The 15,972-nt window shown below is 41.6% G+C and carries 13 protein-coding genes; 10 read left to right on the top strand and 3 right to left on the bottom strand.

Annotation, left to right across the window (positions count from 1 at the left end; genetic code table 11):
- The first annotated feature begins 10 nt into the window (after positions 1 to 10).
- Positions 11 to 2,680, top strand: a complete 2,670-nt coding sequence (locus tag AC04QZ_RS06130; protein WP_478357007.1) for a family 78 glycoside hydrolase catalytic domain — start codon at positions 11 to 13, stop codon at positions 2,678 to 2,680.
- 129 nt (positions 2,681 to 2,809) lie between these two features.
- Here AC04QZ_RS06130 and AC04QZ_RS06125 read toward each other — a convergent pair whose 3' ends face one another.
- The 3 genes from AC04QZ_RS06125 to AC04QZ_RS06115 form a co-directional block, all read right to left on the bottom strand.
- A complete protein-coding gene (locus AC04QZ_RS06125) occupies positions 2,810 to 5,605 on the bottom strand; it encodes a sensor histidine kinase (RefSeq protein WP_478357006.1) in 2,796 nt (931 codons plus the stop codon).
- 64 nt (positions 5,606 to 5,669) lie between these two features.
- On the bottom strand, positions 5,670 to 6,041 hold the full coding sequence (locus AC04QZ_RS06120) for a response regulator (protein WP_478357005.1): 372 nt from the start codon (positions 6,039 to 6,041) through the stop codon (positions 5,670 to 5,672).
- A gap of 163 nt (positions 6,042 to 6,204) precedes the next feature.
- Complete coding sequence (locus tag AC04QZ_RS06115) at positions 6,205 to 6,627, bottom strand: hypothetical protein (protein ID WP_478357004.1); 423 nt, start codon at positions 6,625 to 6,627, stop codon at positions 6,205 to 6,207.
- Between the two features lie 455 nt (positions 6,628 to 7,082).
- Between AC04QZ_RS06115 and AC04QZ_RS06110 the strand changes: the two genes are divergently transcribed.
- The 9 genes from AC04QZ_RS06110 to AC04QZ_RS06070 are packed head-to-tail and all read left to right on the top strand — an operon-like array spanning position 7,083 to position 15,952.
- Positions 7,083 to 7,274 carry a hypothetical protein gene (locus tag AC04QZ_RS06110; RefSeq protein ID WP_145954257.1) on the top strand — a complete coding sequence of 64 codons (192 nt, stop codon included), beginning with the start codon at positions 7,083 to 7,085 and terminating at the stop codon, positions 7,272 to 7,274.
- A gap of 36 nt (positions 7,275 to 7,310) precedes the next feature.
- The gene (locus AC04QZ_RS06105; RefSeq protein WP_145954256.1) at positions 7,311 to 7,499 is read left to right on the top strand and encodes a hypothetical protein; all 189 of its coding nucleotides are present in this window, start codon (positions 7,311 to 7,313) and stop codon (positions 7,497 to 7,499) included.
- Between the two features lie 16 nt (positions 7,500 to 7,515).
- Complete coding sequence (gene gwsG / locus AC04QZ_RS06100; RefSeq protein ID WP_478357003.1) at positions 7,516 to 8,514, top strand: grasp-with-spasm system ATP-grasp peptide maturase; 999 nt, start codon at positions 7,516 to 7,518, stop codon at positions 8,512 to 8,514.
- A gap of 1 nt (position 8,515) precedes the next feature.
- Positions 8,516 to 8,677 (top strand): hypothetical protein, encoded by a 162-nt coding sequence (locus AC04QZ_RS06095; RefSeq protein WP_478357002.1) that lies wholly within the window; start codon positions 8,516 to 8,518, stop codon positions 8,675 to 8,677.
- Positions 8,674 to 9,759, top strand: coding sequence for a hypothetical protein (locus tag AC04QZ_RS06090; RefSeq protein ID WP_478357001.1), 1,086 nt, complete (start codon positions 8,674 to 8,676; stop codon positions 9,757 to 9,759). Before AC04QZ_RS06095 ends, AC04QZ_RS06090 begins: the two co-directional genes overlap by 4 nt.
- Before the next feature lies 1 nt (position 9,760).
- Entirely contained in the window at positions 9,761 to 11,953 is a 2,193-nt protein-coding gene (locus AC04QZ_RS06085; protein WP_478357000.1) for a peptidase domain-containing ABC transporter, read from the top strand.
- Complete coding sequence (locus tag AC04QZ_RS06080) at positions 11,943 to 13,250, top strand: HlyD family secretion protein (RefSeq protein WP_478356999.1); 1,308 nt, start codon at positions 11,943 to 11,945, stop codon at positions 13,248 to 13,250. Before AC04QZ_RS06085 ends, AC04QZ_RS06080 begins: the two co-directional genes overlap by 11 nt.
- Positions 13,251 to 13,283: 33 nt before the next feature.
- A complete protein-coding gene (locus tag AC04QZ_RS06075) occupies positions 13,284 to 15,194 on the top strand; it encodes a tetratricopeptide repeat-containing sensor histidine kinase (RefSeq protein ID WP_478356998.1) in 1,911 nt (636 codons plus the stop codon).
- 11 nt (positions 15,195 to 15,205) lie between these two features.
- On the top strand, positions 15,206 to 15,952 hold the full coding sequence (locus tag AC04QZ_RS06070) for a LytR/AlgR family response regulator transcription factor (protein WP_086546946.1): 747 nt from the start codon (positions 15,206 to 15,208) through the stop codon (positions 15,950 to 15,952).
- Positions 15,953 to 15,972: the final 20 nt, after the last annotated feature.

Raw genomic sequence — 15,972 nt, 5'->3', positions numbered from 1 at the left:
ATTTAACAGCATGATGTTTAACGAATCCCACAAACGTGGCAAGTTGTACCGTCTTTTTCTGATCGTAGCTTTGTTATGTAGTTTTCAGCTGGCTGTGGCAACACCCCAGTTATCAGTAGCGGGCTTAAGCATTGATCATATGATCAAGCCGATGGGCATAGACCCAGGCTGTCCGCACTTTAGCTGGAAGCTGTACTCAACCTTACGGAACACCAAACAGACTCAATATCGCATCAGGATGAGTTATATTTCTGCAACGGGGAAGTGGAAATCCTGGATACAATCGGGTAGTGGAGAACAGTCCGTAGGGGTAGCGTATAAAGGGCAACCGCTGGCCACAGCTACCAGATACTACTGGCAGGTGCAGGTCTGGGATAATCATGGCAATGTCTCGCCATGGTCGGCAAGCAGTTATTTTCAAACAGGTCTTGATGAGCAGGATTTTAAAGCCGGGTGGATCAGCCCTGCAGCTGGCGATACTGCTGAAGCATGCCTGGAGTTCCGAAAGGAATTTCTGGCAGGCAGGAAACTCCGTTCAGCAACCATTTACATTTCTTCAAAGGGACTTTATGAGGCGCATCTGAATGGCAGACGGATAGGGAACCTGTACCTTACACCTGGTTGGACAGACTATAAAAATCGCATCCAATATCAAACTTATGACATTACCTCCTTCCTAAAAACTGGTGCAAATGCCATTGCAGTCTCTGTTGGTGACGGATGGTATCGGGGAAGAATTGGATTTCGGGGCCTGCGTAAGTTTTACGGCGATACACGGGCGCTGTTGGTCCAGATTGAAATGGTATATACCGACGGGCGAAAACAGCTCATTACCACTGATAAAAACTGGAAGTGCAAGTATGGGCCGATCTTAAGTTCGGGCATCTACGACGGAGAGATATTTGACAGCAGGCTGGCAGAGCCGGGATGGCGGGATGCTGGTTTTTTAGAAAACGCTACATGGGGTTCAGTAAAAGTATTGCCTAAGGGAGTGGAAAAGCTGGTAACAGTAAGCAGTCAGGGAATTACTAAAAATGAAGTGTTCCATGCAAGCAAATTGCTGGTTACTCCCAAAGGCGATACGGTGATAGATTTTGGGCAGAATCTGGCGGGTTGGGTAGTACTTCGCGCAAAAGGACCGAGGGGAACGAAAATTAAGCTACGCCATGCTGAGGTGTTAGATAAAGACGGAAATTTTTATACCCGGAACCTGAGAAGCGCCCGGCAGGAAAATACCTATATTCTGAATGGAGATGGGGTAGAGCAGTTTGAACCCCATTTCACCTTTCAGGGTTTCCGTTACGTGTGTGTATCGGGCTACCCAGGTAAAATTAATCTGGCTGATATTTATGCAGTTGCATTATATTCTGACATGGAAAAAACAGGAACATTTATCACTTCCGATTCACTGTTGAACAAATTGCAGCACAATATCCAGCGGAGCCAGCGCAGTAATTTTTTAGATGTACCAACGGACTGCCCGCAACGTGATGAAAGAATGGGATGGACAGCTGACGCCCAGGTCTTTGCGCGAACTGCTGCCTTTAATATGGATGTATTTGCCTTTTTTAGAAAGTGGATGAAGGATCTGAGCGGGACGCAACTTAAAAATGGTGTAGTACCCCTGGTTGTTCCAGACATACTTGCAGATAGACAGAACGGAGATGCGGGATGGGGAGATGCAGTAACAATTATCCCATGGGAAATGTATATGGCCTATGGAGATCAGGAAATACTAAGCGATCAGTTCAATAGTATGAAACGTTGGGTAGATTATATCTCTTCAGAGACGAAAGATGGGCTTTGGAATACCGGAGCACAACATGGGGACTGGCTTTTTTATAGTCCGGATGATGATAGTTTTGGCAGAGCGGCAGTAACCGACAGGTACCTGATTGCCCAGGCCTTTTACATACATTCTACCTCCATACTTGTGCGCACAGCAAAAGTATTGGGAAAGACAAATGAGGTAAGGATTTATCAGCAACTGCTTGATCATATCAAAAGCGCTTTTATCGCAGAATATTTAACAGCTAATGGCAGGCTGGCTTCAGATACACAAACGGCTTATGTACTCGCACTTCAATTCGATATTCTCCCTGAAAATTTGAGGCCGCAGGCTGCAGCGAGATTGGTATCCAATATTAAGAGTTACGGAAACCACCTCACTACCGGTTTTCTCGGAACCCCCTACCTCTGTCATGTGCTCAGCAGGTTTGGCTATACAGCAGTAGCTTATCAATTGCTGCTCCAGAAAACCTACCCATCCTGGCTATATCCGGTTACTCAGGGGGCAACCAGTATCTGGGAGAGATGGGATGGAATCAAAACTGACGGGAGTTTTCAAAGGGCAGATATGAATTCCTTCAATCATTATGCCTATGGCGCAATCGGTGATTGGATGTACCGGACTATTGCGGGGATAAGTCCTCAGGCAGAAGGTCCGGGATATAAAGTAATCAGGATTTGTCCTGAGCCAGGAGGAGGCCTTAGCAGTGCAGCTGCTGAACTTGAAACTGCCTACGGCAAGGTGAGCTCATCCTGGAAGATTAAAGGAGCGCTATTTACCCTACAGGTGGAGATACCTCCAAATACCTCTGCGAGCATAAAACTCCCCGACGGCAGGGAAACAGGTTATATCGGATCGGGTAATTATACCTTCGAGTGCCCGATCCGGTAATTTTATCAACGGTAACAGCGCTAGCTTTGGGTATCCTAATCGCTCTGGTATTCGCTGCTTTCAGGAATGGAAAACGAATTGTTTAAAGGAGCTATATTGTATCACTTTTAGTGAAACACACCTTATGTATCAATCTACACCACCAACCGGAAGCGTGAAAAGAAAAGTACTACCCAAGCCGGGTTCGCTTTCTGCCCAGATGTCTCCCTTGTGACGCGTGATGATCTCATGGGATAGGTATAGCCCAATACCAAGTCCTGAAATATTAGGCGAGGATTCGTCAATGCGGTAGAACCTCGTAAATATGTTTTTAAGTTTGTCATGGGGGATACCGGGTCCGAAATCCCTTACGCTTACGGTAATCCGCTCAGGAGAGCAGTCAAGGTTAACTTTAACCTGGTCGGCTAACGGGGCATACTTTACGGCATTAGTAAGCAGATTGATGATGACCTGTTCGATACGCTGGGCATCGCCGCTGGCCATGCAGGGCTTGGTATTGCTATGAAAACTAATGCTATGTTTAGGAGCTGAGTGTTGAATAAGTTCAATCGATTCCCTGATCACGGCCTCCAGGTCAAATGATTTAATGGAAAGCTGTAGCTTTCCGGCTTCAATCTTGGATATGTCCAGCAGGTCGTTAACAAGAGCGGTAAGCCTTTGCACCTGGTTGGATGCTTTTGCCAGGAATGTTTGCTGTTTGGCATCGAATGTCAACCGGTTTAAGATCTGAAGGTAACCACTGATGCTGGCCAGTGGTGTTTTGAGTTCGTGGCTGGCCAGTCCGATGAATTCATCCTTTTTGTCATTAAGTGCCTTTACTTCTTCAAAGAGTTTTGCGTTGTCCAGACTAATGGCCGCCTGGGCGGAGATGGAGCTAACGACTGTCTCATGTTCCTGGGTGAACTTTGCTGGTTCAGGATGCCCAAAGAACAGTCCGCCAATCACGTTCCCGTTTCTTGATACTACCGGCACAGCCAGGTAGCTAACCACAGGCAGATGCCCCTTTGGCATGCCATGATGAGGAGCATTTTTTCCGTATCTTTCATCCTTTGTGATGTCATCGACCCTGACTACGCCTTCTCCTGAAAAGGTAGGACGGAATACCTCCGTATTTCTGGGCATGCCGAACTTTTCGAAAGCTGCTCTGGGTGCACCGGAAAGGGTAAAGAGCATATAGGATTCTCCCTGTTCATCGGTCTTGTTGTAAAAAAAGGCGCCGAACGCTGCGCCGGTGAGTTCAGTGGTGGCATCAGTCACCTTTTGCAGTATTTTGTTCAGCTCCAGCTCTTCGGATATAGAGCCCATCACCATATTCATGATTTCCAGGCGCTCCGTATATTTCCTGGCCGTGTCCTGGACCTGCAGCTGCTCAGAAATGTCGCGGGCGATCTTTGAGGCGCCGGTAACATTTCCTTTAGGGCCAATAATAGGGGAGACTGTGATCGACAAGTGCAACTGCTTGCCATTTTTATCCTGTCTTATTGTTTCAAAGTGATCGACGTTGTTTCCACTGCGTATCTGCGAGATAATGTAGTCCTCTTCCTGTATACGTTCGGGTGGAATAATAATGGAAATGTGGCAACCGATAGCCTCGGCATCAGTATAACCGAAGGCCCGCTCTGCTGCCGGGTTCCAGCTGGTAATTATTCCCTCCAGGGTTTTTGATATAATAATGTCGTCGCTTGAATTCACCACTGCGGCAAGGCGTGCCTGTTTTTCAGCCAGGTCGGCCAGGCGCAATTCGTTCTGCTTTTCCGCAGTCACATCCAGTACAGAGCCGATGAACCTTTTTGCTTTTTTGTTTTCGTAGTAGACTTTTCCCTTTGCCCGTACCCAGCGCAAGCGGTGATCGGCCTGGCCGATTGTCCGATACTCCACGTCATATTCGCCGTTAGGGCTGCTTCCCGAGAGCAGTGCTTCGATGATGCTGGTGATTCTTTCCCTGTCATCCGGATGAAGTCCCTTTACAAAATCATTCTCATAGGTTACTGCATTTTGATGGGGCACACCAAAAAGCTCACGGCAGCGCCAGTCCCATTCCATGATTCCCTTTTCCAGATCCATGTCAAAGGTGCCAAGTTGTGCTGCGGTTTTTGAAAGTTGGATCTGTTCGTATGCTTTTTGCAACTCCAGCCGCGATTTTACCTGTTCGGTTACATTAACAGAAATGGCGAGTACACCAAGAATTGCGCCGAAAGGATCGCGATAGGCCTGGTATACAAAGTTCTGATAAACGGTGTCCTGTTTTCCGTGCCTCAAGAGTTGTACAGGTGTTTCATTAGCAGAAAAAGGTTCTCCGCTACGGTAAACTTCTTCCATTACCTGCTCCAGACCTTGTTCCTTTGCATCGGGAAGCGCCTCGAAGACTGGTCTGTTCATTACCGTGGCCCTCGGTTTTCCCCAGATATCGAGCATTGCTTCGTTCGCGATCTCAATAATAAACGCTGGTCCACGCAGCAGGCACATCGCTACGGGTGCCTGAAGGATCATGTTGCGGAAGTTTTGCTCGCTGAATTCTGCGTGTTGTTTGGCAAGGTTAAGATCGGTCACGTCGGCAGCGGTGTTCATTACCCCATATACTTTTCCGCTCTGGTCATATAGTGGGGTGAAGGAATAATTGAAATAAAATTCCTTCAATTCTCCTTTGATGAGCAGATTGACCCAGCTGTTACGGGTATGATAGGGAACACCTGTTGAGTAAACCTCCTCAAGTTTTTGGTAGATGCCAGAGTCTTTGAGCTCTGGAAGCAGCTCCGCATAGATTTTTCCAATCACATCATTTCCCTTACCCCATACATCGATTACGGCCTGGTTGGCCCGTGTGATGCGCATTTCATGCCCCTCGTATACCGCAATCGGGAAAGGTGCACTCTCAATGAGCGATATGATCTGTTGTTCGTTTCTGGTCTGGTTTTCATGTTCCATAAGCTGGGGAAGTGGTGGTCTGCTGGGTAAATCCTGGTTGGTCTGACTGATAAAACAAGGACTTTTAACTTTTGTTTACCAGCGCGCTGGCAAGTTTCAAAAGCTCGTCAAGATCAAAGGGCTTTGCAATAAATCCATCTGCTCCAGCTTTTTCCGAAAGCGCCTTCACATCATTGTTGGCCGAGATGTAGATCACAGGGATGTTTTTCAATTCTTCGTTAGACTTTAAGAGCTGAGTGGCCTTAATTCCGCCAATAGATGGGATCCAATTGTCCATCAGAATCAGCAGCGGCCGATGCTTTACTGCCATCTCAACTACAAGGTCGCAGTTCTGGAAACTGTGTACCTGCCAGCCGTCTTCCTCAAAAAGGAAGTTGAAAATATTCAAAAGGTCGGGGTCATCATCGAAGATAAGCACGGTTTTAGCATGATCCATGTACGAATATACATTGATTTTAATAAATTTTAAAAGGGAGTGACCGTGATAAATGTTGACAGCTTACAGGAGGCTATCAATCAGTAGAATAGGTTTCTAATGTGCTATTCGATGCTTATTCCGGAGATACGCCAACACCAATCCATTGATGGGGTTTATAGAGCTATTGCATCGCATAAACCTGCTTTCTCAAAACACTTACCACCACTACAGCTAATGCCAGTGTAAGATATAGGGTGTAATCGTCTATTGGGCAGTTGACTATTGTAATTGTTTTGATAATTCCGCATTTGCCTCCAGTTACGCAATTCCTGTACAATGCGGGAGAAGCATTATCTAAACTTGGGGTAAAACAATAGCTGGATAGTGCTGATGTTGCTGGTGTTGTAGAATAATTTTGAACAGTATAGTCATTGCAAATGGAAGTGGTTCCTAACGACGTTGTATAAATGCCTTCACTAACACGTGGATCTCCTGAAGCTTCATATATTACACAGCCGGTATAGGTTTGAGCCTGGGCTGTTAATGACAACAAAGTCATTATAGTTAAAAATAACAGGCTTATTTTGAACTTTAAACTGTTCATGATTTCTTTTTAATGCTTTTAGTTAAATTTTATATAACAGTTGAAAGCATTAATAAGAATAACGACGAGCGCAATTTACTGCATTTTTGCAGTTTCTAAAAAAGATAGTCGTAAAAGTTGTAAGGTGGTTCATCTGACCGTTTTACTCTTAATCCATCATTTTTTGCCAATCCCTATACTCATTTCAGTGATTTTTGATCCTACCAACCAGCTAGGACAATCCACTTATTCACCTGTTACGCTGAAAGCTCCTTTCTCATAACCATTGGCTGTAGATTGTAAATGGTCAGTTTTAATAAAACGAATATTTATCAATTGCCTGCGGATATCGCTTTAAAGCCCTCGGATATAAATTGTTCCTTGCGCTAGTCACGATGTATCCCGAATTTGCTGTCAACAACCCATACGCCAGGGTAAGTTGGCGGATTATCTATCAATATTTATTTAAAACAATTATGAAAAGTAACCGATTATTCGAAAAACGGATTGAGCTAAAAAATTGCCAGATTAATGGCGGAAGACTTGCTGAATCCAGCACAGTAACCTCGACAGCGACTAGCGGTGGTGGCTGTACAGACACCCAGTATGTGACTAAAAACGACTGTGGAGAACCAATCAGCGCCTGCACAGATTACGTTTGTAAATAAACCGTATAAACTTAGCTATAAATTAAGAAAAGACTTATGAAAAACAACAAAGCACTATTCGCAAAAAGAATTGATTTAAAAGACGCTCAAATCAATGGTGGCAAACTGGCCAGAACTTTTAGCTCATGTTCTACTTACACTTCAAGCAATTGTTGTAGTGACAGTGTCACCACGATGACCAACGATGAAGGTAAAGTACTGAGCCAAACCACAAGTACCTGGTAAATCTCACTCAACCAGAATGGGGGACTTCTGTCCTCCATTTGGTATCGTCAATTGCAAACAGCCGCTAATAATCTACCCAATTATGATATTAATTTTCTCGGTCAACGATGATTATTCAACCAGTAGGGTAATCAACTGGTTAATACATATGAAAAAGGCATTCATCCGGCTGAATGAAAATTCTGATGTAGAAATTATTTCGCTTACCACAGATGATTTTACCCTTAAAATTGACGGTAAAAGGGTGCATAGTGCGCAAATAACAAAAATATGGTACCGTAGGGGTGGGCTTTACCTGAGCAAAAACTTCAGCAGTGCACTGATCAAAGAATATCTGTCAAGTGAAATTGCCAGTCTGGTGCAGTACTTTTATTATGTGCTGGATAAAAAGCCGGCTATAAACAATTTCAGGACCCGCGACATCAACAAACTTCATTTGATGGATCTCTGCAAAAAATATGCTATTGCAGCACCAGCTTTTCTGGTTACCAGTTGTAAAAATACGTTATTAAATTTCTATCATCAGGAAAAACAACTGATCTCCAAACCCTTAACTGCGCCATTCAGCATGGTTGATTCGGATGATTTTGCTCATTTATCCTATACCGCAGAAATCACTTTAGCAGACATCAACGATCTGCCTGAGCAATTTGTCCCTACATTTTTCCAGAAAAATATTATTAAAGCTTACGAGATCAGGGCTTTCTATCTAAATGGTGATTTTTACGCAATGGCTATTTTTTCCCAGAACAATAAAAATACCAATGTAGATTTTAGAAACTATGATTACGGGAAACCGAACCGGTTGACTCCCTATCAGTTTCCCCGATCTTATGAACGTAAAATACAAAAATTATTGGACGCGATCGGACTCAACTGCGCTTCCTTTGATGTGGTTTATGCCCTGGAAGATCAACAATACTATTTTTTAGATCTCAACCCTATAGGTCAGTTTGGAATGGTTTCTAATCCCTGCAATTACCATCTGGAAAAGGAGATTGCCACAACGCTATAACATGGAAAAGATAAAATTTGAAATTCAGAACGGTAATGCACCTGTACACCTGAAATCTTTAATGAAAAAGGAGAAGCCTAAATACCTGATTAAAACCAGGAGCTCAAAATTATTCAATACCACCAACTTACAATTGGATCTTTTCTACAAATCGCCGCTATGAACAAATTATTTTTAAGAAACCAATTGTGTATTCCTGTTAGCGGTTACAATAGGGCAATAATTTACGATCTGCTCAGAAAAGATTATTTTTTTATCCCAAACGAGTATCATGCCATTTTGGATACCAACAACTTTATTCAGTTTTCTAAAATTAAGGATGCCGGAGAAAGACAGGAGCTGATCAGTTTTTTAATGCAGGAGGAAATTATATTTGAACTTTCCGATGCTGATCAACAGAAACGCTTTATTCCCCTCGACAGGAATCTATATACACCCAATCAGTTAAGCAACCTGATTATTCATGCCAATATCGATGAAAGTTTCCTGGATTTTTTGGATGGAGAATATTTAATGAATATTTCCATCATCGCAACTGAATTAAGCGCAGATCTGTTCAGGCTGTTTAAGAAAATTGCCACACTCGAAATCGATGGCATTTACCTTTACATCGAAAATTTTAACGCTGAGGTTTTCGAAGAATATTGCGAAGCTTTCAGGTTTCATCCGCTGATTTTTTCAGTCAACTTTTTCAACACAGTGGTAGGGGAGAAAACCAAGTTGATCGACAATATATATTACAATTTTTTTGAGGAAAGCTTTGCAGATTACAGCAGCAGGCTAACCTTTGATAAACTCGATATAAACAGTGAGCATTTTTTTGAGGCTTACAATTACCATTCTTATTATTTTGGAAAGATCTACATTGATGCTGCAGGCCATATTAAAAATGGTTTAAACAATACAATAAGTTACGGACATATAGCCTCCCTCAGCAAAGCACAATTTTTAACGATTATATCCTCGGCAGAATTTCGGGAACTGGGGCGTATCAATAAAAATGATATGCTGGTGTGCAAAGACTGTGAGTTTAGATACATGTGCGTGGATAGTCGGGTTCCGCTTAAGGGTGATGGAAAATGGTATCATGCCACCGAATGCCGGTATAATCCATATTTATCCAGGTGGGATGATGAAACAGGCTACCGAACTTTAAGCGATGCCGGAGTGGCCGTTTCTGCAGCCGGAATGGCCATTGATCAAGAGAAATTAACTCAGGAATTTGAAAATGCCTGGTCTGTTTAATATGAAGTCGTTCCCATTTTATAAACAACCCGACAGTAAAGATTGCGGTCCTACCTGCCTGCGGATTATTGCTAAATACTATAAGAAAAGCATCCCCTTACAGCAGATTAGAACGCTTTCGGAGACAACCAGAGAAGGAAGTGGTTTGTTTGGCCTCAGTAATGCTGCCGAAAATTTGGGGTTTAGGACCCTGGGTGTTAAAATAGATTTTAATACGCTGCTTGCAGAAGCGCCTTTGCCCTGCATGGTGCACTGGAATAAAAACCACTATGTAGTGGTTTACAAAATTGACAGCGCACAAAACGTTTATGTATCAGATCCCAGTTACGGCTTAATTAAATATAGCAGGGCCGAATTTATAAAAAGCTGGATCGGTGAAAATGCGGATGTACGTACCGAGGAAGGCATTGCACTTATTCTGGAGACTACCCCAGCATTTTATAAAAGTGAATTTGATGCCGAAGAAAAGAAAGCAAGTTTTTCTTTTTTATCCAAATATCTGCTCAAGTATAAGTCACTGATTCTCCAGCTCATTATTGGTTTATTGGCAGGAAGTATATTGTCGTTGATTTTTCCTTTTTTAACCCAAAGTATTGTTGATGTAGGCATCCAGAATCAGGATATCAATTTTATATACCTGGTCTTACTTGCCCAGCTTATGCTTTTTCTAGGCAAAATGGGTATAGAAATTATCAGGAGCTGGATTATGTTACATCTCTCTGCACGCATCAATATCTCCATCATCTCAGATTTCTTCATTAAGCTCATGAAGTTGCCCATCAGCTTTTTCGATACCCGGATGACAGGTGATATTATGCAAAGAATTAACGATCACCACAGGATAGAGCAATTGCTGACCAATTCATCGCTCAACACCCTGTTCTCGATGGTTAACCTCATTATTTTCAGTGTTGTTCTGTTGATTTACGATTACCGCTTGTTTATCGTGTACTTAATTGGTGCAATTTTATATGTCGGCTGGATCAGTTTTTTCCTTAAAAAGAGAAAGGAATTAGACTATAAAAAGTTCTCTCAAACTGCACGCGAACAAAGTAAGGTCATCGAACTCATCAATGGCATGCAGGAAATAAAACTGCACAATGCAGAGAAGCAAAAAAGATGGGATTGGGAATTTCTACAGGTCAAATTATTCAAAGTGCAGATAAAATCGCTTTCTTTAGAACAATGGCAATCTGTTGGCGGTGGTTTTATCAACCAGATCAAAGATATTTTGGTCAGTTTTCTGGCTGCAAAACTGGTATTAAGTGGAAACCTGACCCTGGGGATGATGCTCTCTGTACAGTATATTATTGGTCAGCTCAATGCCCCATTACTGCAATTAATTGATTTCATCAGGCAGGCCCAGGATGCCAGAATATCGTTGGAACGCTTGGGAGAGATTCATGACAAGGAAGACGAAGAGCATACCAGTGAGCAATATGCTACAGAAATACCCGAACAAAATATTGAGCTGAGCAACCTTTCTTTTAGGTATACTGGTTCAGAATCCTTTGTATTCCAAAATCTAAACCTCACTATTCCATTCCAAAAAACAACCGCAATTGTTGGCGCTAGTGGGAGTGGAAAAACGACGCTGCTAAAGTTATTGACCAAGTTTTATGAACCAAGTTCAGGTGAGATTAAAATAGGAAATACCAGCATGAAAAACATTTCGCCCAGGTTTTGGCGTCACCATTGTGGTGTTGTGATGCAGGAAAGTTATGTGTTTGATGATACCATTGCCAATAACATTGGTATTGGTGAGGATGTTATCGATAAAGAAAAACTACGCAGGGCCATTAATATTGCCAATATTAAAGATTTTATAGAAAGTTTGCCCTTGAGCTACAATACCAAAATTGGTAATGAAGGCTTAGGCGTAAGCGGTGGTCAAAAACAGCGGCTGTTTATTGCAAGGGCAGTTTATAAATCACCAGACTACATCTTTTTTGATGAAGCTACTAGTGCATTAGATGCCAATAACGAAAAAATCATCATCGAAAACCTGGAGCAGTTTTTCAAAGGAAAGACCGCAATTGTTATTGCGCACCGATTGTCTACCGTAAAACATGCCGATAAAATTATCGTATTGGATAAAGGAATGGTCGTGGAAGAAGGCAATCATAACGAACTGGTCTCTAAAAGGGGGGAGTATTACCGATTAATCAAAAATCAACTGGAACTTGGAAACTAAAAAAGACCTGCTAGACGATATAGAACTGCGTTCAGAAAGTGTTCAGGACGTATTGGCTGAACCTCCTCATTGGATGGTCCGTTGGGGAAATGTGATCGTATTTTGCGCAATTTTGATGATCTTGATGATGAGTTATGTGATCAGATATCCTGAATTTGTACCCGCTACCATTATTGTAACCTCACACCATCCACCAGAGCGGCTTCAGGCAAGAACGGATTCTAAAGTTGAAAAAATATTCATCAAAGATCACCAGAAGGTGCGCAAAAATGAGGTATTAATGGTTTTACAATCTACAGCCGATTATAAAAACATGCTTGAATTAAAGAAAATTGTGGATGCTACATCATCAGCCCGACTATTTTCATTTCCGCTTCAAAAAACATCAGGTTTTAATTTAGGAGAATTACAAGGCGACTACAATGCTTTTGCAAAAGCATTTCAGGATGAAAAATTGTTTACAAAACTCCGCCCGTACACGCCTGAGCATATCGCTGCTGATCAAAATATAGTCGAATACAGAGGAAGAATTATATCGTTAAAGCAACAAAAGGATTTGGAACGGGCTAGGTTCGAGCTCACGACAAAAAATTATCAGCGCGCACAAAAACTCTTTGGTTTGAAGGTTATTTCAGCCATAGAATTCGAGAACGAAAGAATTAAATTTTTACAGGCGCAACAAGGTTTAGAAAATATCAATATTTCCATATCTCAGGCAGAAGAAGGTATCTCAAATTTTAATAAAACAAAAAGTAGTGCTATCATAAACACCGAAAAAGACAAAATCGGTTTTGCTTCTCAAACGCTGCAACTGTTTGAACAATTAAGAAAGTCATTAAAGCAATGGGAACAGGATTATCTCCTTGTTTCTTCAACAGACGGCATGGCCAGTTTTCAGCAGTTTTGGGGAGAAAATCAGTTTGTGAAAAAGGGGGATGCGATTTTATCTATTTTGCCCGACAATAACAAAAAGCTGATCGGGAAGATGTTGGTTTCAGCCACTAATTCAGGGAAGATCCATCCAGGAGCCAAAGTGCTGATCAAATTAGAAAATTATCCTTTTCAGGAATATGGTATTGTAGAAGGAAGGGTGCAAAACATATCTTTGACCCCTGATGCCGAAGGAAATTATTATGTAGATGTTATGCTCCCTAAAGGATTGAAAACTTCTCATCATGAAAGTTTGATTTTTGACAAGGAGCTAAAAGGTAAAGCAGAAATCGTAACACATGATTTAAGGTTGATTGAAAGGGTGTTTTATCAGTTCAGAAAACTTTTAAGGTATCAGATCGATTAGAATTAGCGGATAGTAAATAAAATAATTTGATTAATGAGGAGTAGATTAACCATATATGTTCATCTTCTGTTTTGTGGAATCCTGGTATGCAGTGCGTGCAAAAATAAAGAGGGAAAGGCTAAATTACAGCATCAGAACAGCCAGGGGGCAAGTGTAGCGAAGGATTCTTTGGCTGCGATTTTAGCCTTGGATACCTTATCTAACGAGGCCTTCAAAAGCGCAGTTTATCAGGAGAACAATCTCATTAAAGCTAAACACGATCCTGTTAGTTCCTATCTTCACTATTTTAAAGCAAGAAAATATCTGCTGGAAAAGAGACCAGACAGTGCCCTGCTTGAATTTAAGCAGATGAAAGGCAAAACCCCTGATGATGCGGTAGAACTTTTGAAAACTTACAGCATCCTAAGTCTGAGTTTCGGAGATGGATTACTCGTCGAATCAAGCGTAATGGAGAAAATAATTTCTGCCATGAAGATTGCGGAGCGGGTTCACAGCCCTGTCACTTACCGTTTTTACGATTTGCTGGCCAAGGCATATTTTCAAAATAACAATGAGAAAGAATCGCTCAAATACTCGGTGCTCTATTATGAAAATCATCCATACAAAACGCATGCAGTTGTTCAACAACGGTATTATGATATTTGTTTTCTGCTGGCAGCCAGACTAAATGACGATCAAAAGATGAAATTTTATAATGGTAAGGCTCACGAACTGGCTGCTAAAGTTGGCGATAGCCTTGCTATAGCCCGTTCTTACAATAACGAGTCTCAGATTTATGCCAGACAGCATCAGAATGAAAAAGCGGTGGAGTTTAGCAGGTTATATTTCAATTACCTCAAAAAACACAACAACCTGAACGACATCGCTTACAACAATTTGGCGACGGCTTTTATCCGGAATAAGCAGGCCGATTCGGCTATCAAATATTATCTGGAAGGTATTGAACGCGAAAAGAAGAATCAGTTTAAAAAACAAAACGGGCGGTACTACCAGGGACTTAAGGAGGCTTATCAACACAAAGGAGATTTTGTACGTGCTATGGGGGCCGCAGATTCTGCTTATACAATAGAACTCAGAAATTATCAGGCGATTGAAGCAGTTAAAATTGCTGATCTGCAGGAGAAATACGAAACGGAGAAAAAGGATCAAAGCATTCAGAAACTAAATGAGCTTAACAAGTCAAATGAGGCCGCTATAAAGCAGCAACGCTGGACACTTGTTTTACTTACCTTGGTTTTTCTGGCTATTTTTCTATTCTTTTATTTTATTTACCGTCAACAACGTTTAAAAGAGAAAAACAGATTGCTGCAATCTGAGAACCAAAGGTTAAACATCGAACAAAAGTTATTGCAAACCCAGTTAAATCCACATTTTATATTCAATGCAATTGCCAACCTGCAGAGTTTAATCACTTCAGGCCATGTGGATGAACCGGTTTGTTATCTCAATTCATTTTCGAGTTTGCTGCGTGGCGTTTTAGAGCAAAACCGAAAGGATTTTATTGAGCTTGGTGAAGAATTAAATACCTTGACCAACTATATCCGGCTTCAGCAAATGCGGTATGAAGGTGAATTTGATTACCAGATAATTGTAGATGAAGATTTAAACCCTCAACGGGTACTTATCCCGCCAATGCTGATACAACCTTTTGTCGAAAATGCCATAGAACACGGTTTAAGACTGATCAGCCATAAAGGCATGTTGAAGATCTCATTTAGTAAGGTTAACAGGATGTTATTGATTAAGGTAGATGACAACGGTAGCGGAATTGTGAATCATCATACAGAAAAACAAAATAAGCAGTCCCTGGCCCAGATTATCCTGAGAGAGCGTTTGGCATTGCTTTTTTCATCACGTGGTGAACGTGCTGAATTTACGGTTAATGATAAAATAGAAGGGCAGGGCGTAATTGCTGAAATCACGATACCTTTAATTGAAGAATAGAAGACGATAAAATGAAGTTATATATCCTTGAAGATGAAGTGCGAATTATGCAGCATATTTTGCAGATTGTAAAGAAAATCAGTTATCTTGAAATTGTAGGTTTCACCGATAGGGTATCGACAGCTTTGGTGGAAATCCCCAGCCTGGTACCCGATATTATTCTTGCAGATATCCGGCTGAAAGATGGCGACAGCTTTCAGCTTTTCGATGAAATTGGAATGAAGGATTTTCAGGTTGTTTTTCTAACGGCTTATGATCAGTATGCCATTCAGGCCTTGAATTTAGGCGCGTTTGGTTACCTGTTGAAACCGATAGATGAAATTTCTTTAAGCGCAGTTATTAATAAATGTTATCATCATCAGGAACAGGAACGGTTTAGTCAACAGCAATTGGCCATCGCTAAAGCCCATTACCTTGCGCAAGGATTAGGTGCAACCAGACGCATAGCACTAAAAACTTTTGAATACATTGAAATTATTGCGATAGACGATATAGTGGTTTGTAAGAGTGATAAAGGATATACCACTTTCCATTTAATTGATGGAAAAGAGATTCTGGTTTCTAAAGGACTAAAGGAATATGAAAATTTATTAACCCCATTCGGATTTTTGAGGTGCCATCAATCTTATATGGTAAATTTCAAATACGTTAAAAAGTTTTACCGGGAGGGTTACCTGCTGATGCAAAATAATGAGCAGGTATTGGTTTCGAGCAGGAAAAAAGAAGAAGTTGTGAAATATTTGGAGAATATTGCCTAGTTAAAATACAGATATGATCA

It is taken from the genome of Pedobacter folensis (assembly GCF_056490665.1).
This window is presented reverse-complemented; position numbering and strand designations above follow the sequence as displayed.

Coding starts and splice junctions, on each gene's coding strand:
- AC04QZ_RS06130 (WP_478357007.1), top strand. CDS start 11: ATGATGTTTAACGAATCCCACAAACGTGGCAAGTTGTACCGTCTTTTT.
- AC04QZ_RS06125 (WP_478357006.1), bottom strand. CDS start 5,605: ATGGAACATGAAAACCAGACCAGAAACGAACAACAGATCATATCGCTC.
- AC04QZ_RS06120 (WP_478357005.1), bottom strand. CDS start 6,041: ATGGATCATGCTAAAACCGTGCTTATCTTCGATGATGACCCCGACCTT.
- AC04QZ_RS06115 (WP_478357004.1), bottom strand. CDS start 6,627: ATGAACAGTTTAAAGTTCAAAATAAGCCTGTTATTTTTAACTATAATG.
- AC04QZ_RS06110 (WP_145954257.1), top strand. CDS start 7,083: ATGAAAAGTAACCGATTATTCGAAAAACGGATTGAGCTAAAAAATTGC.
- AC04QZ_RS06105 (WP_145954256.1), top strand. CDS start 7,311: ATGAAAAACAACAAAGCACTATTCGCAAAAAGAATTGATTTAAAAGAC.
- gwsG (WP_478357003.1), top strand. CDS start 7,516: ATGGGGGACTTCTGTCCTCCATTTGGTATCGTCAATTGCAAACAGCCG.
- AC04QZ_RS06095 (WP_478357002.1), top strand. CDS start 8,516: ATGGAAAAGATAAAATTTGAAATTCAGAACGGTAATGCACCTGTACAC.
- AC04QZ_RS06090 (WP_478357001.1), top strand. CDS start 8,674: ATGAACAAATTATTTTTAAGAAACCAATTGTGTATTCCTGTTAGCGGT.
- AC04QZ_RS06085 (WP_478357000.1), top strand. CDS start 9,761: ATGAAGTCGTTCCCATTTTATAAACAACCCGACAGTAAAGATTGCGGT.
- AC04QZ_RS06075 (WP_478356998.1), top strand. CDS start 13,284: ATGAGGAGTAGATTAACCATATATGTTCATCTTCTGTTTTGTGGAATC.
- AC04QZ_RS06070 (WP_086546946.1), top strand. CDS start 15,206: ATGAAGTTATATATCCTTGAAGATGAAGTGCGAATTATGCAGCATATT.